The organism is Paraburkholderia aromaticivorans, assembly GCF_002278075.1.
Lineage (GTDB): Bacteria > Pseudomonadota > Gammaproteobacteria > Burkholderiales > Burkholderiaceae > Paraburkholderia > Paraburkholderia aromaticivorans.
Genome location: NZ_CP022989.1, coordinates 2,860,529 through 2,885,501, shown reverse-complemented (window position 1 = coordinate 2,885,501; position 24,973 = coordinate 2,860,529). Strand labels below are relative to the sequence as shown.

At 54.9% G+C, this 24,973-nt stretch carries 20 protein-coding genes and 2 pseudogenes; 9 read left to right on the top strand and 13 right to left on the bottom strand.

Features of this window, described 5'->3' with window-relative positions; all coding sequences use genetic code 11:
• Nucleotides 1-417: 417 nt before the first annotated feature.
• A complete protein-coding gene (locus CJU94_RS13135) occupies nucleotides 418-1,560 on the bottom strand; it encodes a branched-chain amino acid ABC transporter substrate-binding protein (protein ID WP_095419038.1) in 1,143 nt (380 codons plus the stop codon).
• A gap of 242 nt (nucleotides 1,561-1,802) precedes the next feature.
• Here CJU94_RS13135 and CJU94_RS13130 point away from each other — a divergent pair, with 242 nt between their 5' ends.
• On the top strand, nucleotides 1,803-2,726 hold the full coding sequence (locus tag CJU94_RS13130) for a LysR family transcriptional regulator (RefSeq protein ID WP_095419037.1): 924 nt from the start codon (nucleotides 1,803-1,805) through the stop codon (nucleotides 2,724-2,726).
• A gap of 4 nt (nucleotides 2,727-2,730) precedes the next feature.
• Here CJU94_RS13130 and speB read toward each other — a convergent pair whose 3' ends face one another.
• Complete coding sequence (gene speB / locus CJU94_RS13125; RefSeq protein WP_095420338.1) at nucleotides 2,731-3,708, bottom strand: agmatinase; 978 nt, start codon at nucleotides 3,706-3,708, stop codon at nucleotides 2,731-2,733.
• A 236-nt stretch (nucleotides 3,709-3,944) separates the two neighbouring features.
• Nucleotides 3,945-4,862 (bottom strand): LysR family transcriptional regulator, encoded by a 918-nt coding sequence (locus CJU94_RS13120; RefSeq protein ID WP_095419036.1) that lies wholly within the window; start codon nucleotides 4,860-4,862, stop codon nucleotides 3,945-3,947.
• 127 nt (nucleotides 4,863-4,989) lie between these two features.
• Between CJU94_RS13120 and CJU94_RS13115 the strand changes: the two are divergent.
• Nucleotides 4,990-5,448: pseudogene (locus tag CJU94_RS13115) on the top strand (glutathione S-transferase C-terminal domain-containing protein); the annotation flags it as partial.
• Nucleotides 5,449-5,755: 307 nt separating this feature from the next.
• On the opposite strand, the gene CJU94_RS13110 reads toward CJU94_RS13115, so the two are convergent.
• Both CJU94_RS13110 and CJU94_RS13105 read right to left on the bottom strand, forming a co-directional pair.
• Nucleotides 5,756-6,505, bottom strand: a complete 750-nt coding sequence (locus CJU94_RS13110; RefSeq protein ID WP_095419035.1) for an SDR family oxidoreductase — start codon at nucleotides 6,503-6,505, stop codon at nucleotides 5,756-5,758.
• Between the two features lie 755 nt (nucleotides 6,506-7,260).
• Nucleotides 7,261-7,359, bottom strand: a pseudogene (locus CJU94_RS13105) (GMP synthase (glutamine-hydrolyzing)); the annotation flags it as partial.
• A 74-nt stretch (nucleotides 7,360-7,433) separates the two neighbouring features.
• Between CJU94_RS13105 and CJU94_RS13100 the strand changes: the two are divergent.
• Entirely contained in the window at nucleotides 7,434-8,615 is a 1,182-nt protein-coding gene (locus tag CJU94_RS13100) for a tyrosine-type recombinase/integrase (RefSeq protein ID WP_095419034.1), read from the top strand.
• Nucleotides 8,616-8,950: 335 nt separating this feature from the next.
• On the opposite strand, the gene CJU94_RS13095 is transcribed toward CJU94_RS13100, so the two are convergent.
• The 4 genes from CJU94_RS13095 to CJU94_RS13080 all read right to left on the bottom strand — a co-directional run bounded on the left by CJU94_RS13095 (nucleotide 8,951) and on the right by CJU94_RS13080 (nucleotide 11,564).
• Complete coding sequence (locus tag CJU94_RS13095; protein WP_095419033.1) at nucleotides 8,951-9,268, bottom strand: hypothetical protein; 318 nt, start codon at nucleotides 9,266-9,268, stop codon at nucleotides 8,951-8,953.
• Nucleotides 9,265-9,462 (bottom strand): helix-turn-helix domain-containing protein, encoded by a 198-nt coding sequence (locus CJU94_RS13090; RefSeq protein WP_095419032.1) that lies wholly within the window; start codon nucleotides 9,460-9,462, stop codon nucleotides 9,265-9,267. Before CJU94_RS13090 ends, CJU94_RS13095 begins: the two co-directional genes overlap by 4 nt.
• A gap of 241 nt (nucleotides 9,463-9,703) precedes the next feature.
• On the bottom strand, nucleotides 9,704-10,804 hold the full coding sequence (locus CJU94_RS13085) for a hypothetical protein (RefSeq protein ID WP_157763744.1): 1,101 nt from the start codon (nucleotides 10,802-10,804) through the stop codon (nucleotides 9,704-9,706).
• Between the two features lie 205 nt (nucleotides 10,805-11,009).
• A complete protein-coding gene (locus CJU94_RS13080) occupies nucleotides 11,010-11,564 on the bottom strand; it encodes a C1 domain-containing protein (RefSeq protein WP_095419030.1) in 555 nt (184 codons plus the stop codon).
• A gap of 97 nt (nucleotides 11,565-11,661) precedes the next feature.
• On the opposite strand from CJU94_RS13080, the gene CJU94_RS13075 reads away from it, so the two are divergent.
• Together CJU94_RS13075 and CJU94_RS13070 are read left to right on the top strand one after the other, a co-directional pair.
• Nucleotides 11,662-12,084, top strand: coding sequence for a transcriptional regulator (locus tag CJU94_RS13075; protein WP_095419029.1), 423 nt, complete (start codon nucleotides 11,662-11,664; stop codon nucleotides 12,082-12,084).
• Between the two features lie 806 nt (nucleotides 12,085-12,890).
• The gene (locus CJU94_RS13070; RefSeq protein WP_208645314.1) at nucleotides 12,891-14,579 is read left to right on the top strand and encodes a hypothetical protein; all 1,689 of its coding nucleotides are present in this window, start codon (nucleotides 12,891-12,893) and stop codon (nucleotides 14,577-14,579) included.
• Nucleotides 14,580-15,119: 540 nt separating this feature from the next.
• Here CJU94_RS13070 and CJU94_RS40855 read toward each other — a convergent pair.
• Nucleotides 15,120-15,755 carry a hypothetical protein gene (locus tag CJU94_RS40855; RefSeq protein WP_157763743.1) on the bottom strand — a complete coding sequence of 212 codons (636 nt, stop codon included), beginning with the start codon at nucleotides 15,753-15,755 and terminating at the stop codon, nucleotides 15,120-15,122.
• A gap of 403 nt (nucleotides 15,756-16,158) precedes the next feature.
• Here CJU94_RS40855 and CJU94_RS40850 point away from each other — a divergent pair, with 403 nt between their 5' ends.
• The 4 genes from CJU94_RS40850 (at nucleotide 16,159) to CJU94_RS13055 (ending at nucleotide 19,394) form a co-directional block, all read left to right on the top strand.
• Complete coding sequence (locus CJU94_RS40850; RefSeq protein ID WP_157763742.1) at nucleotides 16,159-16,299, top strand: hypothetical protein; 141 nt, start codon at nucleotides 16,159-16,161, stop codon at nucleotides 16,297-16,299.
• A 118-nt stretch (nucleotides 16,300-16,417) separates the two neighbouring features.
• The gene (locus tag CJU94_RS13065) at nucleotides 16,418-17,383 is read left to right on the top strand and encodes a DUF932 domain-containing protein (protein ID WP_095419027.1); all 966 of its coding nucleotides are present in this window, start codon (nucleotides 16,418-16,420) and stop codon (nucleotides 17,381-17,383) included.
• 85 nt (nucleotides 17,384-17,468) lie between these two features.
• Entirely contained in the window at nucleotides 17,469-18,470 is a 1,002-nt protein-coding gene (locus CJU94_RS13060; RefSeq protein ID WP_095419026.1) for a YqaJ viral recombinase family nuclease, read from the top strand.
• A 15-nt stretch (nucleotides 18,471-18,485) separates the two neighbouring features.
• A complete protein-coding gene (locus tag CJU94_RS13055; protein WP_095419025.1) occupies nucleotides 18,486-19,394 on the top strand; it encodes a recombination directionality factor in 909 nt (302 codons plus the stop codon).
• Nucleotides 19,395-19,640: 246 nt separating this feature from the next.
• Here the strand turns inward: CJU94_RS13055 and CJU94_RS13050 are convergent, their stop codons facing one another.
• From CJU94_RS13050 to CJU94_RS13040, 3 genes are all read right to left on the bottom strand, one after another.
• Nucleotides 19,641-20,909, bottom strand: a complete 1,269-nt coding sequence (locus CJU94_RS13050; RefSeq protein WP_425272189.1) for an IS256 family transposase — start codon at nucleotides 20,907-20,909, stop codon at nucleotides 19,641-19,643.
• 65 nt (nucleotides 20,910-20,974) lie between these two features.
• On the bottom strand, nucleotides 20,975-21,535 hold the full coding sequence (locus CJU94_RS42500; protein ID WP_095419024.1) for a GIY-YIG nuclease family protein: 561 nt from the start codon (nucleotides 21,533-21,535) through the stop codon (nucleotides 20,975-20,977).
• Between the two features lie 190 nt (nucleotides 21,536-21,725).
• Nucleotides 21,726-24,938, bottom strand: a complete 3,213-nt coding sequence (locus tag CJU94_RS13040; RefSeq protein WP_095419023.1) for an RNA-directed DNA polymerase — start codon at nucleotides 24,936-24,938, stop codon at nucleotides 21,726-21,728.
• Nucleotides 24,939-24,973 lie beyond the last annotated feature (35 nt).

Genomic DNA, 24,973 nt, shown 5'->3' with positions numbered 1-24,973 from the left:
GAGTCCGCCGGTTTTGCACTCGGCTTCCGGGCTCTCATCGGGTTCTTATCGGGTTCTCTCAGGTTCCAGCTACTCTGGGTTGCCGGCGCTCAACAATCGCGCTTCCAACCCCGGTGACGCCACCGCCAAGCCCTATTACAGGAACGGATGCTACCCGAAACGATGTGCCCGACACATCCTGCTAATCAGAGGGGTGACGAAGCTACGCAGGGAATGGTCGCCGGATTTCCGCCGCCCGATCGCGTCCCGCCGTGTCGTCGCGCGAGGCTATCCGCAGCGGCACGAGCCCGGTACCCGCCGGCCATCTTGCGCGATCATCCGGCGGGCCGCCGTGCTCCCTGCCATCCTGCAGGTATTCATGATCGACCTGATGGAAAGCTACCGCGGGGTTGCGCGGACGGCGCGCACGGCATGAGCCTAGGGTTGTGCTGACGCGAGGGGCGTCGGCTCGCCATTTCGATAGTGATAGATGGTGATAGGAGAATCCGTGAGATCGCGATTGCCGTCGAAGCGATAGCGGCCGGACACACCGCGGGAATCGATGTTCGCGAGCGCCGCGCGGTATTGGGCCGGTTCGATCGAATTGGCCGTCTTCATCGCCTGGGCGACGATGTTTACGCCATCGTACAGGGCAGCGCTGTAGGTCAGCGGATCGGTATGAAAGCGTTGCTTGTAGTCCGCCTTGAACCGGCGGCCCTCCGGTGTCTGATCGAGGACGGGCCCGCCTTGCGGGCAATACACGCGCGTGTCGACCGCCTCTCCGCCCAGTTTCGCGAGTTCGGCATTGCACATTGCGTCGCCGCCCAGCAGATAGCCATTCATCGCGAGACGCTTCATCTGTTTGCGCAGCGCGCCGGCCTGCGCATAGTAGCCGCCGTAAAAGATGCCCTCCGCGTTGGCGCCCTTGACGTGCGTGAGAATCGACACGAAGTCGGTCGCCTTGTCGGTCGTGTATTCACGATCGACGATCTCGATGCCGTTGGCCTTGGCCGCGTTGATGAACTCGTCGGCCAAACCCTGACCGTACGCAGTGCGATCATCGATCACGGCAATGCGCTTGACCTTCAATTGCTTTGCGGCGAACTCCCCCATCCGGCTGCCGAGTTGCGTATCGCTGGCGGAGATGCGAAACACGAACGGAAAGCCGTGCTGCGTGATCGACGGATTCGACGCGACGGTCGCCATCACGATGCCCGACACGTTCACCAGATTCGAGATCGGAATCGCGACGCCGGAATTGAAAGGCCCGAAAATGACCTTGACGTTCGCGTCCACCAGGCTTTGTGCGACCGTCATGCCGGTGCGCGGGTCGGCGGCGTCGTCTTGCGAGACCAACTCAAAGCGGGTCTTTTGACCACCGATCACGAGACCCTCGGCATTCAGGCGCTCGATCGCCATTCTCACGCCGTTTTCGTCGTCCTTGCCGATAGCCGCCTGCGGGCCGGTCAACGGCCCCGTCAAACCGATCTTGACCACCTGATCGCCGGCCGTCGCGCTCAGAGAGATCATGCTCAATGCGACCGCCGTCAACCAGCTCGTGCGTGCGTAGGGTTTCTTCATTCTGCTTTCCTCACCTCGTGTGATGTGCCAACCGTGTGAAGTGCCAAACGACGTCGTCGCCGAGGGGCGAATCTCACCGGTATGGGCACGGATAACATTGCGCAACCCCTGCCGTCGTGATGACCCATCGACTCTCAGGACAGCGGGGTTGAGAACCATTCTGTCCAGCCAAATTCCTCGATAAAATGCACCATTGATGAAATACATTTCGGAAGTTCCCGAAGTAATCGAGAGGCGGCACGATGCAGGTTCAGGACACGGATCTCAAGCTATTGAGAATCTTCGAAACGATCGTGCGATGCGGCGGCTTCGCCGCTGCGCAGCCCATTCTCAACATCGGCGCATCGAGCATCAGTGAGTACATGTCGCAACTGGAGACGCGACTCGGGCTGCGGCTATGCGAGCGCGGACGCGCCGGTTTCCGGCTCACCGAGGAAGGCGCGCAACTGCACGCCGCCGCGCAACGCCTGCTCGGCGCGGTGGACACGTTTCAGATGGAAGCCGGTGCGCTGCGCAATGAGCTTTCCGGCGTGCTGCGCTTCGGCATGATCGAGGCGACCTTGACCGACAAGGACTCGCCTCTGCCGACAGCGATTCGCGAGTTCGGCCGGATGGCGCCGGAAGTCCGCCTGCACGTGCAGATCGACGCACCCGGCAGCATGGAGCGACATGTGCTGGACGGTCGCCTGCATCTCGCCGTGGGGCCGTTTCCCACGCAGATTCCCGGCCTCGATTACCTGCCGCTCTATCGTGAGGAACAGGGGCTTTACTGTGCGTCGACCCATCCGTTGCACGAACGAGCGAGCGGGCGGGTTCCTGTTTCGCTGCTCAGCAAGCAGCGGCTCGCGGCCCGCGCCTATCTCGGCAGCCAGGAATTGAAGTTACTGCGCATGCCGGAAGCCGCGGCCTCCGTCGATAACGTGGAAGGCCGGGCCATGCTGATTCTGTCCGGCAACTACATCGGCTTCCTGCCGCCGCATTATGCCCAGCCCTGGGTGGACAGCGGCTTGCTGGCCCGTATCGATCCCGGGCACTACGCAACCCATCTCGACTTTCAGATCATCACGCGCAAAGGGGGCGAATCGGCACGGGTCGTCCAGGCCTTTTGCAACCAGTTGCGAGCGGCAGCGAGACAGGTAAGCCGCAGCGGGCGAAGCGGCAAATAGCGCGTCAGCGAGAAAGGTTTCGTTTGACTTTGCGCTGATGCATCACGCGGCCGATCGTATTCAGCAGCAATTGGGCGGCCAGAATCGAAGTCGAACCGGAATGGTCATAGTCCGGCGCGACTTCCACCAGGTCGATCCCGATCACGTCCCCCTGCTCGGCGAGGCCCGCGAACAGCTCCAGTCCTTCGTAGTACAGCAGACCGCCGTGGCTAGGCGTGCCCGTGCCCGGCGCGATCGAAGGATCGAAACCGTCGATATCGATGGTCAGGTAATAACGCACGCCCTTCGGGATGCGGTCCAGCACACCCTGGATGCCGAGGCGTCGGAGATCGCGCACCGAAATGATGTCGGAACCCATCTCGCGCGCCTGGGCGTAGCCCTCGCGCGCGGTCGACGACACGTTGCGAATGCCGATCTGCGTCATGCCCGACACCACGCTTTTCTCCGCCGCGCGCCGCAGCGGATTGCCATGACCGTGCCGCACACCGTGACGCTCGTCGACGAAATCGAGGTGGGCGTCGATGTGAACGATATGGAACGGCGCCTCGCCTTCGAACGCGGCGATGCACGGAATGTTGATCGAGTGATCGCCGCCCATCACCACCGGCAACGCGCCCGCCGCGAGAATCTTGCGCACGCCGTACTCGATGTTGGCGTGGCTCTGTTCAGTGTTGGTGTGCACCATGTCCGCGTCGCCGATATCGACGATGCGAACTTCGTCGCTAGGCAGATAAACCACATCGTCCTCGAAGTCGTAGGCGCCGCCGTGACCGAATGAGAACAGCGTCGACGCATCGCGAATCGAACGCGGACCGAAGCGTGCGCCGGCCCGCCACTGGGTGCCGCAGTCGAAGGGCGCGCCCATGACCGCGACGTCCGCATCGATCTTGTCCCAGTCGAGACACAATGGCGACTTCGCAAACGTGCAGATTCCCACAAACGGCAAATTGAGCCGCCCCGTTTCGTAGCTGTTTCCAGACATGATTGGCTTCGTCCTGTTGACTTCGTCCAGATAGGTGCGGCGCACGGGCACCACACGCTCCTCTACGCCAGCTACGCCCTGTGTCGGGAACGAGTGGCGTATCCGAATCGGAGTCTAGGCAAACAAATTCAACGGAAAAATGCCAAAAACAAGAAATACACTTCGGAATGATCCGAAGTCATTATCGAACGGTGTGTGTGGCATGGCCGAGATGCTGACGCAGCCGCCCGGATCGCCTACGCAAACAGATCGAGTCCGTTCACCAGCCGCCTGGCCAGCCGCGGTTGACGCAATTGCTCCAACCACCATTGCAGCGCACGCCCTTCATGGTCGCCCCGCCAGGCCACATAGAGCACGTTGGGCTCACGCGGGTCGGCCGTGTCCTTCTCGACGAGTTCGCCCCGCTTGAGCAGCGACGCAATCCTGCGTCTTGGCAGCCAGCCAACGCCAAGGCCGTCGCGCTGGGCCAGAATCTTCGCGCGCATGCTCGGCACAGCCAGCGACGCCTGACCGCCCACCACGCCGTAGGCGCGTCCGGGCGTCATTCTCGACGAGTCGGCCACGACGACCGCGCGATGCGCCGAAATATCTTCGCGCCTGAGTGGACGTCCGGCCGCAGCCAGCGGATGATGTGGCGCGACCGCGAACACCCACTCCATCACACCCAGTTCAAACCACCGCAGACCCGGGATCGCCGGAGGTTCGTTCGTCGCCCCGACAACCAGCTCGCCGCGGCCCTCGCGAAGCGCCTCCCACGTGCCGCTCAGCACTTCGTTGGTGAGCCGGAGCTTGACCCCGGACTGCAACGCGTCGAACGTTCGGATGACGGGCATCATCAGTTCGAACTCGATGATTTCGTCGGTCACGATCCACAAACGGTCCTCCCAACCGTTCGCGATCTGCCGGACCCGTTGAGTCATGCGAGCCATGTCCTGCATGAGCCGTCCGGCCTCCTCCGCCAGCAGGTGCCCAGCCGGGGTGAGCTGCAACCGGTAGCGCCGGCGATCGAACAACAGTGCGTCGAAACGGCTCTCGAGCTGGCGCGCGGCGTGCGAGACTGTCGACGGCGCCTTGCCCAGTTGCGCGGCCGCGCGCGACAGGCTCCCGGTTTCCCGAATCGCCTCCAGCAGTGCCAGTTCCTCCGCCGACAACATGTTCCACTCCATCGAATGTGTACATCGGGGAAATCGTAAGGCAAAACCATACTGCTGGTCCATCATGCTGCAACGACCTGAACGTCCCGCGAACAAGGAGCATCGACATGGGCCTGCTGGTGAGCCGATCGACGCAATCAACGCCCGCGTGTACGACACGCTGAATAAAGGCGTGTATAAATCCGGCTTTGCAACCACGCAAAGCGCTTACAAAGAAGCCGTCAAGCCGCTATTCGACACGCTGGCATGGCTGGAAGCGCGGCTCTCGACCCACCGCTTTCTGGTTGGCGATACCTTCACCGAAGCGGACATCCGTCTCTTCACGACATTGATACGCTTTGACGCAGTGTATGTCGGGCATTTCAAGTGCAACCCGCGGCGCATCGCTGACTACCCCAATCTTTCCACCTTTTCGCGCGATATCTATCAGTTGCCTGGCGTCGCGGAAACGGTCGATTTCGATCACATCAAGCGGCACTATTACGAAAGCCACCGTGGGATCAATCCCACGCGCATCGTGCCGTTAGGACCACTGCTCGATTTCTCCACGCCTAACGATCGCGCACGATTCGCGCCTGCAACGTAGGAGAGCTCAATCATGTTTAAGGCTTATCTCACGCCCCCGCCCTTTCGTGGCCTGCGGCTCAATCACGTCCTGCGCCGCACATGAAACTGCTTCGCGCCGGATCTCGTCTCATGGTTCGATGCCGGCAAGCGGCACGCCGACCGTGGCGGCCGCGCGTACCGCGTCGCGATGTGGCGCGGTGGTCATGCTCATGGCCCTTCGGCGGCCCCAGTTTCGAAAGCATGCAACGCGCAAGCGTACCGGCAAGCCTCCCTCACGACAGGCGCCGGTACGGTATCCGGAGTGCAGGCTGCTTCGCTTGCGTCCTTTAGAGCTGACTCATGCCGCCGTCGGCGATGATCTCCGTACCGACGATAAACGCAGACTCGGGCGACGACAGATGCAGGACGGTCGCGGCAATCTCCTCGGGCGTGCCGAATCGTCCCAAGGGAATCTGGTTGAGGATTTGAGCCGCGGTGGCTTCGAGGGCCGCCGCGTCCATGCCGAGTTTGCCGTACAGCGGTGTTTGCACCGGCCCGGGGCTCACCACGTTCACGCGCACGCCGCGCGGCAACAGCTCCGCGGACAAGGTCCTCGCGAGCGAGATCACGGCAGCCTTGCTGGCGGCATAAACCGATGAACCCGGCATGCCGATGTGTGCGTTAATCGAGCCGTTGATCACTACCGAAGCACCTTTATTCAAATACGGCAGCAGCGACTGGATCTGGAAATAGGCACCCTTGACGTTGGTGTTAAAGCTCAAATCCCAGAGAGCTTCGTCAACGTCGGTGAAAGGCGCAAACTTTGCCGCGCCCGCATTGATGAAGACCGCATCCAGCTTGATGCCGGCATGACCGACCACAGCGGCGAGCTCGCGCGCCGCCGCAACCGAGCCTGCGTCGTTACGAACCGCCAACGCGTCGGCGCCCAGCACGCGTTTTGCATCTTCGAGCGCCTCGGCGTCACGGCCCGTGATGACTACGCGTGCGCCCTCATCCGCGAACGCCTTTGCTGTGGCAAGACCGATTCCACTGCTGCCGCCTGTGACCAGTACAGATTTACCTTGAAAACGCGTCATGTTCTTCTCCAATGAGTTCGGTGAGTGACCGTGATTCAATGGTGCGCCACCTCAATTCAAATGCCGTACGACCTGAGCGATGCAATCGTTCGAAATTATCGAACATGTTTCGCTCACGGAAATTGCGGGTATTCAATCAAGCGTGGAAGGGACGACACAAGCACAAGATTGGCGAGGCATGAACAACAAGCACCGGTGATGCTACCGCAGGAAAGCGTTCGCTTAGTCGGCGGCGGCGGCGTTAAATTCGCTCAGGGCATGTTGAGCGGGATACTGTGCACTCGTCCGTGGATATCGTTCTACGGTGGATCGGCCGGAACGGGCGTCGGCTAGGCCTGGGTGTAGCGTGCCGGCGCGCCGTGGCGACACGCGTGCCGGAGTCGAGCCGGTCTCTGAAAGCGGAACATCGCCGAGATTGAGCCCCGCGCGGGATTTTTCCGAGCCGGCGCGGGTCGCGAGAGACTATGTAGATAGTGTGTGGGCCCGACGCTCCGGGACCTCGGAAAGCGCGCCGACAGCAAATGAGCCGCGTACTCACCGACAACCGGATTGGGGAAGACGCCTAGACGGCGTCCGAGCAGAGGGATGGGCGAACCGCCATGGATGGCGGAAGCGACTACCGGCAGAGACACCGCCGGCACCGCTGACGGTATTGAGCGAGCCTCTCAGCGCGCTGCCCGCGCATACCGTCAGAAATACCATTTGGGCAGGCTTGATTTGCCGCCCTTCTCAACTATCAGTTAGACCGGAGACCCTCACTCCCACTCGATGGTCGCCGGCGGCTTACCCGAGATGTCATACACCACCCGGTTAATCCCGCGCACTTCGTTGATGATCCGGTTCGACACATGGCCAGAAGCCTTGCCTAGCGTAGGTTTTCGCCGTTTCAGTTTGTCCCTGTCCAGGCTCTGTCCAAGGGGTCAGAGCAATGAGTATCCGTTTACGCGGCAGCAAGTTCCAAGTACGAGTTACAGTCAATGGCCAGACGGTCACCCAAAGTTTCGGCAACCGAATCGAGGCCAAGCGCTGGGAAACGCAGCAGAAAATCCTGCTGGAGCATGGCGTTGCCGAGCAAAACAAACCAGCCCAGGCATCATCGACGTTCACGCTAACCGATGCCATCACCCGGTATAGCGCAGAACTTCTCCCCGGGAAACGAGGACAGCAGTCAGAGCAGTACCTCCTGAGATACTGGCAAAGCTCTTCCTTAGCCAAGCGCCAGGTAAATGCAATCACCCGGCAGGACCTTGTCGCCGAACGGGACAAACTCCTTCGGACGTCCCTTGCACCGGCCAGCGCCCGACGGTATCTCGACTGCCTCTCGGCTGTGCTAACGACCTGCTCCAAGGACTGGCTACTGCTCGACGCGAACCCGATGAGCGAAATCCGCAAGCCACCGAATGGGAAACCAAGGGAGCGTCGAATCAGCCGGCAGGAAGTCAGTCAAATTCTTCATGCAGCCCGCTTCGCTCCCGACCTCCAGGCAATCATCCGCATTGCGCTGGAAACAGGCATGCGTCGCTCTGAAATCCTCGGCATGGAATGGCGATACGTCGATCTCGAAAAACGCGTAGTCTGGCTCCCGTTGACCAAGAATGGTGATACCCGCACCGTTCCGTTGTCACTGGAGGCCACCAGAATCCTTGAAGCCCTCCCCCGTCGAGCGGACGGCAAGCTTTTCTCGAAAAATGGGACGAGTCTCTCAGGAGCATTCCAGCGGGCGGTATGGCGTGCCCGGCAAACATACGAACTTGAGGCCGGGGCACGAGGTACGCCCGCAGACGAGCTTGTGCGTGATCCTTTCCTGCGAGACCTCCGCTTCCACGATCTCCGTCACGAACGGATCAGTTCCCTCGTCGAGGGCGGGCTCAACCTGATTGAAGTCGCGGCAATTTCGGGCCATCGGACAATGCAATGCCTGAAACGGTATAGCCACCTGCAAACACGAATCCTGATAGACAAGCTCGACCGGATTGCTCTGTCATCGGCGGCAATGTCACTCCCGGCGGGCCGGCACTTCAGTGAGCAGGCTACATCGGCCATTACCGGCACCGGGCTCAATCGGTCGGTGGATGCATACGGCAGCAGCAACACTTCCGACGATGCTTGAAACCGTGAAGCGCCTTTCGTACCCAGGATGTGAGCTGGCCTGGCTTGTGACGCCGTGACAGACATGTGACGTCCAGCGGCCTTCGAAATCTCGCATGGATACTGGGTTGTGACATTGTGACGTTTGTGACAGACAAAAACATAAGCCGTTGAAAGGACTCTTCATTGCCGGGATTACGGACTATCCGGCTCCGTCCCCTCGGTTCCTTCTCGGACAACGTCACAACTGTCACATTGTCACTTCCATTGTGCTCCGAGCGTGTCGGTCGTCCCGCTGTGAATATGGCGTCGTCACAACCGTCATATCCCGCCGCCCAGCATCAGTACTGATTTGGTCTACGCACCGCTCTCGTCAATGACCTCGTTGATGCGGGCTCTCGCCGCAGGATCTTTAAGGTATATCTGCAGCAGTCGATACAGTTGTACCTCCCCCATGGAACCGCCATACAGATTGCAGGCCATGGCAAACGCTCTGACGCCCGTGTCGATCTGCACACGGGAGAGCTTGTGGCACTCGTCAAACATGACCTCCTTTTTCGGCGGCGTGACAGCGAAAATCGGATAAGCCTGCTCGACAGCTTTCCAGAGTTTTTCCTGAGCGTACGCATAATTCGCCTTCGCTTTGATATGGTAGAGCAGAACTGGGCTAGTCATCGCGTCGGCCTGAGGTCCTGAACGTCCATCCCGGCAAGTTTTGCGAGAATTTTTGCCTTCTCGATATTGACGATTTTTGCTCGCTTGATCCAGCTGTGAATCGTAGCATTTGACACGCCTACGGCGTTGGCAGCTTTTGTGGGACCGCCTACACGCTGAACGGCGATTTTTACATTATTTTGAAAAGAGAACATTAGTTAAATTCCTGTCATGAGCAAGCCAATTAATAAACAATTACTTGCATATTTTTATTTTAATTCACGACAGCACCCCATAGCAAATATCATAAAAACGCTAAATTACCAATGTATAAATGCGAATCCCGGTCAAATATTTTGATTTTTTTAAATAAACTCCATCACTCAAGTCAAATCTACGCAAGCCATCTTGGATGCACCTGCATTATATTTATTGATGCCTTCTGAAACATTCAATTCAATTACCTATTGATCCATATAGCGCCGTAAATCTTTCCTTAATTATCGCGGAAGCCGCATCATCGTAGAAAATAACTTCAGCCGCAAGAGTTCCGGCTCGTGCGTGTTTGACGAAGAGTATGGCACTCCACTGCTGAAACGCTCCAACCATGATTCCGCCTAAACCACCTTCGTTGAATTTTCTAAACACTGCTTCGGTAGGTTGATAGTCGACTGAAAATCTCTGAGCCAGCGAATGGAACACCCTTTGTATTTCTCCTTCATCGCAGTTCTCCAAAAAAATCTCGATCCTGTTAAGGCCTTGCTTCCCAAAACCGAATCCTAAGGTTCTTGCCTCACCTAGAAATGGATAACAACTCTGCGCCGCATAGGTGAGCCCGTCGCCCTCAACGCGGACTAATTGGCAAGCGCCCTGGATCTGCGCGACGGTCTTGGGGAACATGCCAAACTTATAATTCTGCAGACCGCTAATCCTGTCGTGTCGGCTATTGATTGTTTTCCGCTCTTGCGCCTCTCGATACGTTTCCGCGTCTATCGCTGCCTGCTTCTCAACGGCTACCTTTTTCTGAGCATCGAATTTCGCTTCGGCCACCCGTTTTGCGGCAACCGACGCGGCATTTGCAAGATCGGCATGAAACTGAATCGACGCTTGACTCGCTTCAGCCAAAAACTTTCCCAGCTGATCCACGACATAGCCAGGACATTCATTCCTGAACCGATTCCACATATCTTGCTGCGTGTATGACATCTCGGACGGTCTAGGCTCGCCGTGTGACATCTCATTGGCGAGAGCCAGTACTCGGACGATTACCCGGCGCCCTGGTCCATGGACTTGACAGTCGATCTCAACATCTGAGTACGTCGTAAGCATGCAAAAGGCCTTGGTGCAAGAATCGAACACGTAGCCATCGAGCCCGTATTTATTTAGCAATTCCAAGGTCAATTGTTTGGTTGATACGGAGGGTCGTCCGTCATGCCACCAGTCCAGACTGCTCTGTCCAGTTCTGATTTTCTCGACGACACTATCTTCTGCGCTCGCCGGAACGGAAGCTGAGAGCAAAAAAATCATGACGAAAAATACGTAAAATGCTTTACGCATACGCCCCACGACATACGTTAAGTGAATTGAATTATTTATCGGCCGCGACAACCAATTGCGCACACCAAATATAGCTCGCCTCATCTTCGTAAAGACCAACTATAGGAAGCGAGGCGCTAATTTCCCGGCGCGCACTCTATCGGAGCATTTGACCGAGCATGAATGCGCAGCCGAGAAATGAAAATTAGAGTGGCACGAGATTGGTCTACAGACATGCCCCGATGCCGACCGCACGCCAGACCCGGAATTTGTAATTCCCGTCCTCACGCTGTTCCGCCTCGAATGCCCGCTCGAAGACTACGTCAAATCCTCGCATCGCCGCCAAGATCCGCAAATGCGTTTCGGCGTCGTCCCGGCTTTCAGTCCATTCAGTGGTGAGCTGCTCGGTGCCACGGCTATCGTCGTACCGAACCCTCCCAGCGTACCGATCCGAAAACACCTCTACCTTGCGAGCAGCCTTCACGATCCCCACGGCATCAGACTCGCACGCAGAGCACAGCCAGTCGGTCCTCGACCACGAACCTGCTGGCAAACGGTCTCGAAAAACGTTGGGCGTGGCGTGGTCACGGCACAGCTTTGTACTGCATTTCGAGCAAGCCACGCCGTTGAACAGCACTGGCCGCAAGCCCTTGTGACAGACATCACACTGCGCGTTCATGCTCGTCGCCCGGCGAAGGCCATATATCAACAGCCCGGCAAATCCGATTGCAGCTGCTGCCCCAGCTGCGCCAAGCGAGTCATTGCTGTCGTTGTCGTCCACAGGTTCTCCTTGCGCAAGGACACAATATAAACCATACAGTATTTTCCATAAACCAAATGGTTATCACGGTCGACAGTGAATCTTTCACACTGCGCCGATGCCAACCGTCGACGAGAAGCAGGCGTTCACCTCCCGCCTCAAGCAAGCCCTCAAGCGCAGTCCGAAAAAGATCGAAGCTGCGTCACAGCTCGCTACGCAATTCAATCTGCGGCACCCAGCCGAGCCAATCACGCCTCAAGCAGCCCAGAAATGGCTATCGGGTACCGCTCGACCCACGGTCGACAAGATCAAAACGCTTGCCGAGTGGCTCGACGTGTCGGAGCAGTGGTTACGATATGGCGTCACTGACATGAAGCGCAGCAGGCCGAAAGGTGCGAAGCCAAGCGACGAAGCGATTCGGCCCACAGCGGAAGAGTTGGAGCTTATTCGTCGGTTGCGGCAACTCTCGGCATACCGGCGCCAGCTCGTCGAAGGCGTCATAGAGCAGTTCGCCATGGACGGCGAGATCTGGAAGGAGTGAGGACTCCACGCCTAATAGAGAATCTGGGAGCACCTTGCGACGTACGCCGCCTTGTGGTTGCAATGACGCGCCGCCCGACCTACGTATCGGCTTTGTCCGTGCATGGTCGGCGAAGCCGTCTGCCTAGCTGGATGTCTGTATCTATATATAAGAGATTTCAGAACCCGGCAATGCCATGCCAGATAAGGCTTTCGGAGATCTAAGAACCCACGGATTTTTGAAAATTTGTGGGTTTGCCGTTTCGGTTTCGGTGTCCTGATGCTGTTGCCTGCCCGGTCCTCCCCAAGCCAACTGAATCCCGCTAGCAGTATTGATGGAAAGCCGTCAGCACTCCCGACGACGTCGCCACTGTTGAGTAGAGTCTTTTTGGGATTGGCCACCGGTTGAATCCGCCACCCTGAAGCCGCCGATGGACTCTGAACAAAACAACGACTGCTCCCAAGGTACATCCGCCGGGAGCGTATTCGGGGCTGTCGGCAAGTTATCGGCGAAGCTACCGTTGATCGGTCAGCGAGGAAGGCATGGCCGAAACTTTTGAAGGGACGGTCAGTATCACTCCAACCGCTGGTACGTGCCGTTGCCCTTTTCTCGATGCCTCTCTCGCCGATCCGCCCCAGAGCATTCAGCGTGCGTCTGACCTTCCCTTTTCTCCGTGGAACTCGCATGGGAAGCGAGGGGGAGACAAGTGCTGTGTGCACCTCCCGGATCATTATATGTATTATGATAAAGAAATAAAGCTTTGACGGACATTGAACGTCGTCGACTTTGAATTCATTGTATGTAATTTATCAAATAACGGGGCATGCATGATCGAGGCAATGGGACCTAAACCAAATACAAACTACCTAAAATCTGCGGTAGCTCAAATATATGGTGACGATGACGATTTTATCGTGATCGGCTTGACCGGCAGGACCGGCAGTGGTTGCAGTACAGTTGCGAAAATTCTCCAGTCCAAGCAAGAACACATTCGCCATAGCCTTTTTTCTGGCAACGATGCCCGCACCAATGAACAACGAAAAGAGCGGATTTTACTGAGGCATTTCGGAGTTACTTGGACTCCGTTCGTGCTTCTGCAAGTTAGAGCCATAATCACCACTTTTCTTTTGGATCAGGGAGGCAGATTTGCCGCTGAGAAATTTTCAGATCTTTTTGAATCAGACGCTAAACGAACGGCCTTTGTAGATCTGCTTGATGAGCTCAGAACACCTTACATAGCAATTAAAACCGGCGAAAAAACTACTGATCCTATCGAATATTATACGCGGATACTTCCTGATAAATGTGAAGCTCTCCGGGAAATCTTGGGGGAGAGTTCTTTCGTTCAGTTATATCAAATTATTGGAAAAAACATTCGATTGTCCGGAGACCCTTATACCAGCACTCTAAAGGAAGGTTGCTTCTTTGCTTTGGCGGAGCGGATCAATGCCGTTATAAAAATAATTCACGACGAGAGGAAGCAAAAAAGAGAGCGGACGTATATTGTCGTAGATGCAATTCGAAACCCTCTCGAGGCAGTATTCTTTCAAGATAGATATGCCGCCTTCTACCTGCTAGCCGTATCCGCACCGGAGGATGATCGACTGATGCGTCTCCGTGAGTTGAAGTACTCGGATTCTGACATCGAATCAATCGACAAGATCGAATACACAGCACATGACCTAGACGATCCTGACTTTTATTCAGTGCAAGATATTCAATCTTGTCTTCAACGTGCTGATTTATACGTGAGCAACCCAAACGTTTCTAGCAGAGTTGCCGAATTTCAAACATTGACTAATCAACTTATCAAATTTGTCTCATTAATTAGACGACCCGGAATTGTCACACCCTCTGCAGTGGAGCGGTGCATGCAGATGGCATACACGGCGAAACTGAACTCTGGCTGTATTTCTCGCCAGGTGGGCGCCGTAGTGACAGATGCGAACTACTCCGTCAGATCCATCGGTTGGAACGATGCACCTCATGGTCATGTGCCTTGTAATCTTCGAAGTCGCGACGACCTTCTTCAAGGAAACGATAAGCCCGCTTACAGTGCTTTTGAGAAAGATGATGAAAAATACCTTGGTCATTTCAAAGCTCGAAGCGAACGATTCAATATAGTTGCAGCGACCGGGCGCAACAACGCTTTTTGCTTTAAAGCAGAATATAATGCTTTCAAGAATGATAAAAATCAAGTTCACACGCGTTCGTTGCATGCTGAAGAAAACGCGTTCTTGCAGGTTGCGAAGTATGGGCTCGCATCAATAGAAGGTGGTTTGCTTTTTACCACCGCCAGCCCATGTGAGCTTTGTTCGAAAAAGGCGTATCAACTTGGCGTCAAGAGAATTTACTATATCGATCCTTATCCTGGTATCGCATTGGATCATATTCTTAAGGGTGGATCGAATAATCCCGAGCTTTTGCTATTTTCGGGGGCAATTGGTCGGGCCTTTCATAAACTTTACTCTCCGATAGTCCCGTACAAGGACGAGTTGAATGCCGTTACTGCGTGATCGACGGAGCTGTTCAGCGCTGCGCTGGGGGATAACGTCAAGATCGCCCGGGGCCTTAACCATGAGTCATGTATGAGCGCCGATGACGTGATGTGCGTCATCGAGAATTGAATGGCGGTTTCCTGGGCGGAGCCGACGTTTGAATGTAAGAGCAACGGTTCCGGCGAGTGACGCATCATGGCCGCCTATTGCCTGTCGCGGCTGGGCTCGGCCTTGATCCTCGTCGGTCGAGCGTAATGTGAGCACACGATGATGGGATGCAGGCACGCCCAGCTAATGCACGCAGCTAAGGCTTTCGGAGATTTCAGGACCCACGAATTTTGAAAATTTGTGGTTTTTTCCATCCCTTTAGAGTATCCGAATGTCGTTGTGCCTGCCCCTCAAAAAAACGACAGGACCCCGCCACCTGAAAGACTGTAGCCCAGTTCAATATTTTCAATAACGGGCGCCACTACCCCTCTATTCGTCATGGAGTCGCGTTTCGCAGTGCTAGCAAGCGGGTTCAGACCAAAGACAGGACGCGCTGCGCCTTGTCGAAATTCAATGACCAGGAATTGGAATTCCTGACGGAAATGCTAAGGAGTATAGTCTTGCAAAAAGTGAAAACATCTGAGAATGTGGCGCAGAATGTAGCGGATCCGGAACGTACGCATTTTTCGACGCCACCTCATAAACAAACCGAGTAAATTCGACGGTATTGTTCGCCGCGTATCGGAGCGCCTCTTCATCTACCTTTTTTCCCTCATGGCCGGGATATTCCCACGTTCTCTCTTTTGTATGCAAAGGAGGAGTAATGCCACATGCTTTAAGAGCACGAAGACTAATACTAATTAAATGAGCTTTGTCGTATTTCGATGAATTTATATTGAAATCCAAATTGATTATTTTTAAAATTAGCTGCACTGTCTCATTAAAAATATCCGCGGCTACCTGTGTCGCCGGGACATTATTTAAAACATGGTGCTCAACCACTTTGCAAAGCAATTGGTCTCCAAGGATGACAATCTCATCCGACCGATAATTAGATTCGCGCTCTTGGAGATAGTGATTTACTTTCCCGTGCAAACTTGCCAATAGCTTCTCAAACAAGCCTGAATCCATTGCCAACATAGATACTGGAGTCGCTTTACTATTAAGCTCCTTCAGCTCATCTATAGTCTTATTTATCACCTTCATACAGCCTCTCCGATTCTAAAAAGCCATTTAAAATAGTTGGTTAAATACACGATAAAACGATAAGTTGAAAATACTCCACTAAAAACCACAAGCTGCCGACCCTACAGCGAAAAGTGCCGCAGCTAATTGCTGCCGCGATAGCCAAAAGAACTACCACTTCAGCCATCCCCCAAAGAAGCCCCAGACTTCAGTTGGCCGGCGTAACGATTGGTCAATTCCAGCCCAAAGAATTGAATCTCGATACCGGACAAATAATCATCAACAAAGACTTCTCGAGGATCTGCCGATGCACTTGAGGCAGACAATAACAAATTTTAGCGACATTCAATTATCAAGCGAGCCCTTGGTATAAGAAAAGTACAGGAGCGCCGCATGGCATCCAACCCATCCAAGGAGCCTCACCGTGAAGATGTCTTTGTTCAATCTCGTGATGGTCGTTCTAATCGACGCTGTTTGTGCAGTCGCCACGTACTTGAAGGAACGCCTAATGGGAAACCTGCGCACCAACGATGACCCGTGGGCGAACCATCCCGAGTTCGTCTAACCCCGCCCGCAGTTGTCGCGGTAGCTACTCCGACCGCCTCGTTTTATATCCCCGCTTCATTCGCAGCTTTGCCTGGCTCTATCCGGGCTGGATGCGCTCGTCTATTCAAGGAGTTCATATGCATCTCGTCGAATCGATGGCCTTCGCCGGCCAGAAACCGTGGCACGGCCTTGGTAGTCAGCTCGCCCCAAATCAACCGCTCGAAGTCTGGGCGAAGCAGGCGGGCATGGACTGGCAGATAGAAGAAGCCGAAGTCCGGTTCATTGCTGGCACCGGCGGCCTTGGCTCGATCCACCCCTTTCCCGAACAGAAGGTTCTGTACCGCAGCGACTCCAAGACGCCCCTGTCCGTGGTGTCGAGTCGATACCAGGTCGTGCAGCCTCGTGAGATTCTGGAGTTTTATCGGGACCTGACCGAAGTCGGCGGCTTCGAGCTCGAAACAGCTGGCGTTCTTAAGGAGGGAAAAAAGCTTTGGGCTCTCGCCCGCACCGGGCGGTCTGTTTCGTTGAGAGGCCGTGACGAAGTGAACGGCTATTTGCTACTCGCCACTGCATGCGACGGAACGCTAGCGACAACCGCGCAGTTTACGTCTGTCCGTGTCGTCTGCAATAACACACTTGCTATAGCCCTCGGCGATGCCACAGGCGCGATCAAGGTACCTCACCGTAGTCAGTTCGACGCTGACGCAGTGAAGCGCCAGCTCGGCATCGCGGTCTCGTCCTGGGACGCATTTATCGTTCGCATGAAAGCCCTGTCCGAGCGGAAGGTAAAACCCGAAACGGCCGATGCCTATTTTCGAAGAGTGCTCACGTATCCGACGAGCATCGCTTCAGACGGATCGACGGCGGCGACTAACGAGCGAGCCATCAAAGGCGTCCATGAGCTCTTCGCCGGACGTGGAAAAGGGGCAGACCTGGCTTCAGCGTCCGGGACCGCCTGGGGCCTGGTTAATGCAGTTACTGAGTACGTTGACCACGAACGCCGAGCTCGGAGCGAAGACCATCGACGTGATGGTGCATGGTTTGGGCCCGGTGCAACGCTCAAGCAGAAGGCTTGGGACGAAGCTGTGTGGCTCGTCGCCTGACACCTGCCTTCCCAGTCCTTCAACGCAGTACCGCAGCCCGGCTGAACTTCGGTTCTCCGGGTTTTTTCATTTATAGGAGTCCGCAATGAGCAACGCAATCCGAGCAGACAAGCACATCAAAAATCAGCCAGCACTTCGACTCGTCAGCACGCGTGGCCTAGACCGTGAGTCGTGGCTTGAGGTTCGTATGGGTGGAATCGGCGGTTCTGACGCTGCGGCGGCGGTTGGTCTGAATCCGTACAAATCAATGCTGGAACTGTGGCTCGAGAAAACAGGTCGCGACGCTACCCTCGAAAAGCCGGACCCGAATGACACTACGCATCCCACCTACTGGGGGACGTTGCTAGAGCCGATCGTCGCCGCTGCATATACGAAGCAAACCGGGAACCGTGTTCGCAAGGTCAACGCTGTACTTCAGCATCCTACCGTGGGCTACATGCTTGCGAACCTTGACCGGGAAATCGTCGGTGCCACGGGCATCCACATTCTCGAATGCAAGACGGCTGGCGAGTTTGGTTCACGGCTCTGGCGTGACGGTGTGCCGGAATACGTTCAGATTCAAGTGCAGCATCAGCTAGCCGTCACGGGCAAACAGGCCGCCGACGTTGCCGTGCTGCTATGCGGTCAGAAGCTGGACGTCCATCGTATCGACCGGGATGAAGAGCTTATTGCTCGCCTCATCGAACTCGAAGCCCGGTTCTGGCAATACGTCCAAACGGACACGCCTCCACCGGCGGATGGCTCAGAGTCGGCTGATCGGGCTTTGCGATGCCTCTTTCCGAGAGATGCCGGAACTACTGTCGACTTCAGCGACGATCGAAGCTTGTCCACCGCCTTCGCCGAGTTCGTTACCGTCCGAGCCGAAATAGAAACTCGGGAACAACTCGAAGCCACGCTCAAGCAAACTCTCCAGGAAGCAATGGGCGAAGCATCCCGAGCCATCTTCGAGGCCGGCGAAGTCTCGTTCAAACGCAGCAAGGACAGTTCGGGTGTTGACCTGAAGAAGCTTCTCGACGACCACCCCGAGCTTCAACAGCAATACGCCATCACGAAGCCCGGTTCACGTCGGTTTCTCGTTTCAGTCTAATCTAAGGAGAAAATCATGCTGAAGGGATTGGCATTAACACCGCCAGTGATTGGACGGATCTCGATCGGCCGTGTCGTGGAGAAGGACGGCAAACGCCTGCCGCAGAAGGACGATCAGTTCACAATCACCGCTCAGATACAGAATCGTGACGGCTGGGTTCTTCACCCTTTCGACGAAGCGTTGCGCAAGGCATGCAGCGGCAAGCTCCGCTCGATCCCGGTTCGTCTATTGTTCAACGATCCGGATCTAAACCTGCGGGCAGAGTATTCGCTGTTCGACCGGCAAAGCGGACGGCCCGTTTGCGTCGGCAATGGCGAAACTTGCAAGCGTGTTGGTGACGAGGGAATCGAAACGTTGCCGTGTCAGTCGCCAGATGGCTGTCAGTTCGGCAAGGCTGGGGGTTGCAAACCCTACGGAAGGTTGAACGTTGTCATTGGCGACGAGGATGAGATGGGCAGTTTCATTTTCCGCACGACCTCGTTCAACTCCATACGCACGCTAGCCGCCCGGCTGCAGTACTTCAGTGCAGTCTCCGGCGGGTTGCTGGCGAGCATGCCGCTAGAACTGAAATTACGGGGCAAGTCGACCACGGCGAGCCATCGTTCTGCAATTTACTACGTTGACCTCGTGGTGCAGTCAGGGCTGTCGCTCGAAGAAGCCATCGCTCGGGCCCGGGACCTGGACGGCCAACGGAAGGCGGCGGGTTTCGATCAGGCAGCGCTCGACGAAGCGGCACGGCAAGGCTTTGGCAATGGCGCGTTCGAGGAGTCGGGCGAAGACACGCAGACGATGGTCGAGGAGTTTTATCCAGAGGCTGAGAGTGCGGGTGAAACTGGAGCGAAGTCTTACAACGGTGTTGCCGGCACCAGTCTGAAGGACAAGCTGGAGCGGAAGGCTGCGATGCCGGCAGGTGGTGCGTCATGATTTTCCTCAATGCGATTCTTCTGCTTGTCGTCGCACCGTTTCTGGTCGTTGTGGTCGGCTTGGTTTGGCTGTGGCTGGGGCACAAGATGTTGTGCTGTTTGCTCGGGCGCTGAGGCGTTCCTGGCTCTTGCTTCGGCGAGGGCTTTTTTACGTTGGACCAGTCGAGTTGCTCGCGTTGATACTCGGCGGCGGACTATATGGACCTGTCCGCATTTTCGTGGGCGAGGCGGTTAAAAACCCTCGTGCTCAACGGGCCTGCGTAAATCGTTCACCGAACAGAATAGCAAACTGGTTCATCGCGGATTTCCAATCAAAGGTGCTCCGCACCGATTTCGCCAACATGTTGCGTAGCGCGAGCCAGAGCAGCTTGACGGCCGCCTCGTCGTTCGGGAAATGGCCTCGCGTCTTGATGATCTTGCGCAGTTGCATGTTCAAACTCTCAATGGCGTTGGTGGTGTACACCACCCGTCGAATGTCCGGGGGGAACACGAAGAACGGTATGACGTGCTCCCAGGCACGCTGCCAGCATTGGACGATCATCGGGTATTTGGCGCCCCATGGCCCTTCGGCGAAGTCGCGTAACGCTTGCTCTGCGGCCTCTGCGCTGGCGGCAGCATAGATCGGTCTCAACGCTTGGGCGAGCGCTTTGCGGTCCTTGTAGTTGGCAAATTCCAGGCTATTGCGGATCAAATGCACGATGCAGGTCTGCACGGTGGCACGGGGGTAGACCGCAGCGATTGCCTCGGGCAAACCCTTCAGACCATCCACCACGGCGATCAGGATGTCCTGACAGCCGCGCGTCTTGAGTTCGTTGAACACCTTGAGCCAGAACTTCGCGCCTTCGGTCTGCTCGATCCAGAGCCCCAGCACGTCGCGCTGGCCGTCGGCCTGGATGCCCAGCGCCAGGTACACGGCCTTATTGCTGACCATGCCGCCGTCGCGAATCTTGACCCGCAGCGCGTCGAAGAACACCACCGGATACATCGTCTCGAGCGGACGACTTTGCCAGGCGAAGGCTTCGGCCATGACTTCGTCGGTCACCGAACTGATGAAATCGGGCGAGACCTCGGTTCCGTAGCTCTCGGCTAGAAAAGCGCGGATCTCACGCACACTCATGCCACGCGCGTACATCGCGATGATGCGCTCGTCGAAGCCGGTAAAACGGCGCTCGTGCTTGGGAATGAGGATCGGCTCGAAGCTGCCGTCCCGGTCGCGTGGGATCTCGACCCGAACCGGGCCGCGGTCGGTCATGACGGTTTTGCCACTGGCGCCGTTGCGTTCGTTGACCTGACCGAGCGGCTTGACCTGGCCGGACGGGTAACCCAGATGCAGATTCATCTCGGCGCCCATCGCCCGTTCGATGATGGCCTTGTTGAATGCCAGCATCAGGTCTTGAACGTCGCCGGGCGACATAGGCCCTTTGACCAGTTGATCCATCAACTCATCTGGCAGTTCAGGCAGCGGCCCGCGGGCCGCTGCCTGAGACGCTGCTGTCCGTTTCTTTTTCATCGGCATATCCATGACCTTGATCCCTCATGATATGCCCCGCCCACGAAATCGCGGATAGGTCCGACTATATTTCACCTCTTTGCAAGTGAACTCAAAGGATGCTTCTTGCCACACCGTCGGCAAATGGCAGACGGGTCATCCCCGACTAAGGTGCCGCAATTCCAACACAAAAAAACCGGCTTCACGTGTGTCCTTCGCGGGGGCACTTCGTGAGATTTGGTCCTCTGCATCGGCCTGAATTCGTTTAGTTTCTCGTCCACGCCTATTTCAATACTGGGCGGGTTTGTACCCGGTGAACTGGATAAAAGCTCGGTATGTTGGCTATACAAAATCCCCGATTCGCCTAACACCTGTTTAATTGCTGTGACCGCCTCCGATACACCACATCTGAACCATTCTTTTCCCTTTCTTTTCTCTACAAGGTACCGGTGAACCGACTGCTCAACGTCTCGAGGATTGACGACTAATGCGGAGAACGCAACCCTGTATGGCAGTGGAACTCCAGTGTGGTTAAGCTCGGCTGCGCGTAGCTCGGGATCCTTCGTAGAAAAGCCTACCTTGACAACGTCGCCAATCGAGTCGTTGGTTATTACATAGATCCACCCTCTTACGTTCACTTTCTTCCCCTCCATAAATCGCTGCCGCCTGTGGTGCCAGTGCAATCGATAGCATGTCCTCGAACCCACTCCACAGCCATCACTCGCCCTGCTGCAGCACAGTGTGCACTGCCTCTTCCTGCCGATCCGGAGGGTATGTGTTCTAAGACTTCTCGCTTCACTTTGTTGCTTCAGGTCGCATCGGGATCACGCCGGACCTAGTCACCTATTTCGGAGGCAAAGTATGTCGGGTTTTTCTCATTCTAAACCCCTCGGGTACGGGCTTAAACGGATCGTCACTCTCTGGCCAGCGCTTAGCTCGACTTTGGAATTTTCTAAGCGTTTCGATATCCAGCTTAACTGCAACACAAAAATCGTTATCACCACCTCGCAGCCGTGCAAGATCACGAAGAAATGACTCCTTCGCTGGCGAGCGAACTCGACTATCTCCGTATTTTCTATTGTTAACGAGCACCGTGAATGCATGAACATCCAAGGCAGTCGCCTCGATGAGCGCTGAAAAGGTGTCCAGATCTTGATTCCATGATAAAACCATTAATGCATCAACCGCACCCTGAAATTTAATACGTTCTTTGCTATTCTGCAACTCCGAACAGACTAACAGCCCAAAGTGAAAGCCGTCATGAATATATACGGGCTTAACAGGTTTTTCAGACTTTTCTTCGTAAAACCATCGTTTCCCGAACTTTGATGTCAACTCTCTATCCTCTCCGACAGCAGGTTGGAGCTTGGGTTGCCATATTCTGACTGAAGAGGGGAAACCGAGTCGATTATCGGAAAGCTCGAGGCACACTTCGCTTAAAATCCGGTCATTCTTTTTGTGGCGGTACTCGGTACCGGCGATTAAGCTAATCCCGGATCCAGAAAGACGGTTGGCAACGCTAGAAACCCATTGCAATGGAAGAGAGAGCTCAGGAAAGAGCACGTAATCAGGCTTAGGTCGTAACTCTATCGCCTGATTGACCAATCCCGCAATCCGACTGTAGCGGTCCAGTGAAAGTTCAGGCTTACCACATGCAGCCGCCGACCACGCGGAGTCGGGCGTTAATACATTAGTTATAGCGACGATTACATCTTTCTTCCTATTAGTTCCGATGCGAACGGTCGAAAATTTGCGGCCGCTTTTTGGAGATTGTTCAACGTCTTGCTGGCTGGCCAACAAAGTTGGCTTGACCCAGACACCTCTGAGAGCTCTGACATATTTCGCCCAAGTAACAGATGGTCGATCTTGAAGAAGCGGATTCATTCCCACACATTCTGGGGCCAACTCAGCAATCTCCGAGGGCGTATAGGGTCGAGTCGGAAAAAAATATGGAATCAAGCTCTCTGTTTTCCTGTCCTTCAACCCGATGTTTTGCAATCTTCGGGACCGACTAGATTTCAAGAATTTTATCAATTCGGCCGCGTCGAGCAAATCGGCACGCACAAACTCATTAAATATATTATTATTTTCTTTCTTGCCAACCTTGCCCAGGAGAACGGAGGATGAGCCGCCAGCGAGTATTTTCTTGTAAGGTTTTTTTGCGAGATCAGAAATCGCCAGTAGTGGCGCCTTAGAATAGAAATCCCCAGCCCCAAAATCAAATTCGAGCACATCCCTAAAATTCAGCATTTCCTGAAATAGTTGCTGAAAAAATAATTTAGCTAGCTGAGAAACTTTGCTTGATTTGTTATTTGATGACAACGATTCTGGATCGTAGGATTTGGCAGCGGAATCAACAAACGACCAAGTTAACGAACCCTTTACGTATTGCCATATTGGCTCGGTCGCCAGACACTCCATCCCGTTTATCGCAATTTTTGACCCGCTTATCACATGTTTTGCGAGTTGATCGATTGATGCGAAGGCGCGTTTAACAACCGCCTCGGCCTGCGCCCACTCGTTTAGGGTGATAGCGAAGCCTAAAAGCCGAGGGAGGTAAGGATAGTGCGCGAATAGATTATCCGGCCTGAGAATGTGGTTATGCGCGAATTGATAGAACTCCTTCCGCTGTTTCTCCCAGGCTTTAGGCGGCAAATCTCTGGCAAGAGTTTCTACGTGACGGAGCTGGAGTGACCAACTCAATCGTCTAATGGTAAGGCCATCGGCCTTTCGCAAGGTATCAGCTTGTTCAGCGGTATTACCAGCAGCGGACAGGACCCTTGCCGCGGTCGAGGATTCTAATTGATCTGGCGACGGCATCAAGCGATGCTCACTTGAAAGCTGATAGATTTCCTTTTCAATGCTATCGAGCAAATCTTTGCCCGCCTGCCCTTGCAGCACGAACAGTTTCTGTTTTTCTGGCTGAAGCCGGATAAGGGATTTTCCTTGACATTCTTCACCTTGCTGAATCACCCAAGCACCGGAATCGCCAGACTCACGAAACAAACAATCCTTGCCAAGTCGGTTCTGCAGAAATTTCATCAGTTGGGACGCGTCACTAATAGTCCCCGAATCGCGCAGAACGAGGAACATATCATCGATGTACCGACCGTAATGTATCGGTGTGACCTTTTCTCTTATTAAAGCATCCCAGCGATGCAAAATCACATTGGACACGATTCTAGCTACTGTAAGGCCGATTACAAGTCCGCCTGGTATCGCATCCTTACAAGATGCCAAGTTTGTCGAGAATTTACTCGCCTTCTTCGACCATGTTTTTAGTAACCACGCGATCTGACCAGTAAATTCTTTTTCACATTCAGAAAGCGATTGGGCGCCGTTCAGTCCGATGGCTTCCAGAAACTTATCAGATGAAATGATTGATGGATCGATCGAGTGATAATAAGATTTCAAATCAAGTGACACTGCAATCACATTGCGATCTTCGTCTAGCTCGCCTCGAATCGCCCTCAGTCCGTCACCCCTCCACCTTTGATATGGCTGGAAGTAGGGAAAAAATGAGCCAACCGCTGTGATGTGAAATAGCTTTCCTGCTGCTTTATCAAGCTCTTCATCATTGCGAACTCGTTTTAGGCGGGCACCGTAACATGAGTCATCAAGACAAGCATCAAACTTATGGCCAATCATGTTGATCCATAGAGCCGAAATAACGTGCGCATCTACTGGAAAATCACCAATAATCCGAAATTCCGGGATGACGGAATTTTTATCCAGCAAGCTCTTAAAGGCCCGATCAGGGTCTGAGAAATGTATATGACCATCTTCTGAATCTGGACGTTTTTTTATTTCCAGCTTTTTTGGAACAATTCGGAAATTTCCAAACAGCTCGTCCACTTCTTTAAACCCATTCTTTTCCCTCAAAATCTTGAGAAGCGATTTCAAATTCAAGAGCAGATCTTGCTCATATTCCGCAAATTTTATCGCTGTCGGGAATGTATTTTCAAAGTAGCAGTCTGCCTTCGCTTTTCTATAGGCGACGAGCAAGTCTTTCAGATCAAGTTTGTCCCACCCCTTAAAATTAGCGACGTAGCTCATCGTATTACCTTTTATGTTTATTACTTCTCCCCGAG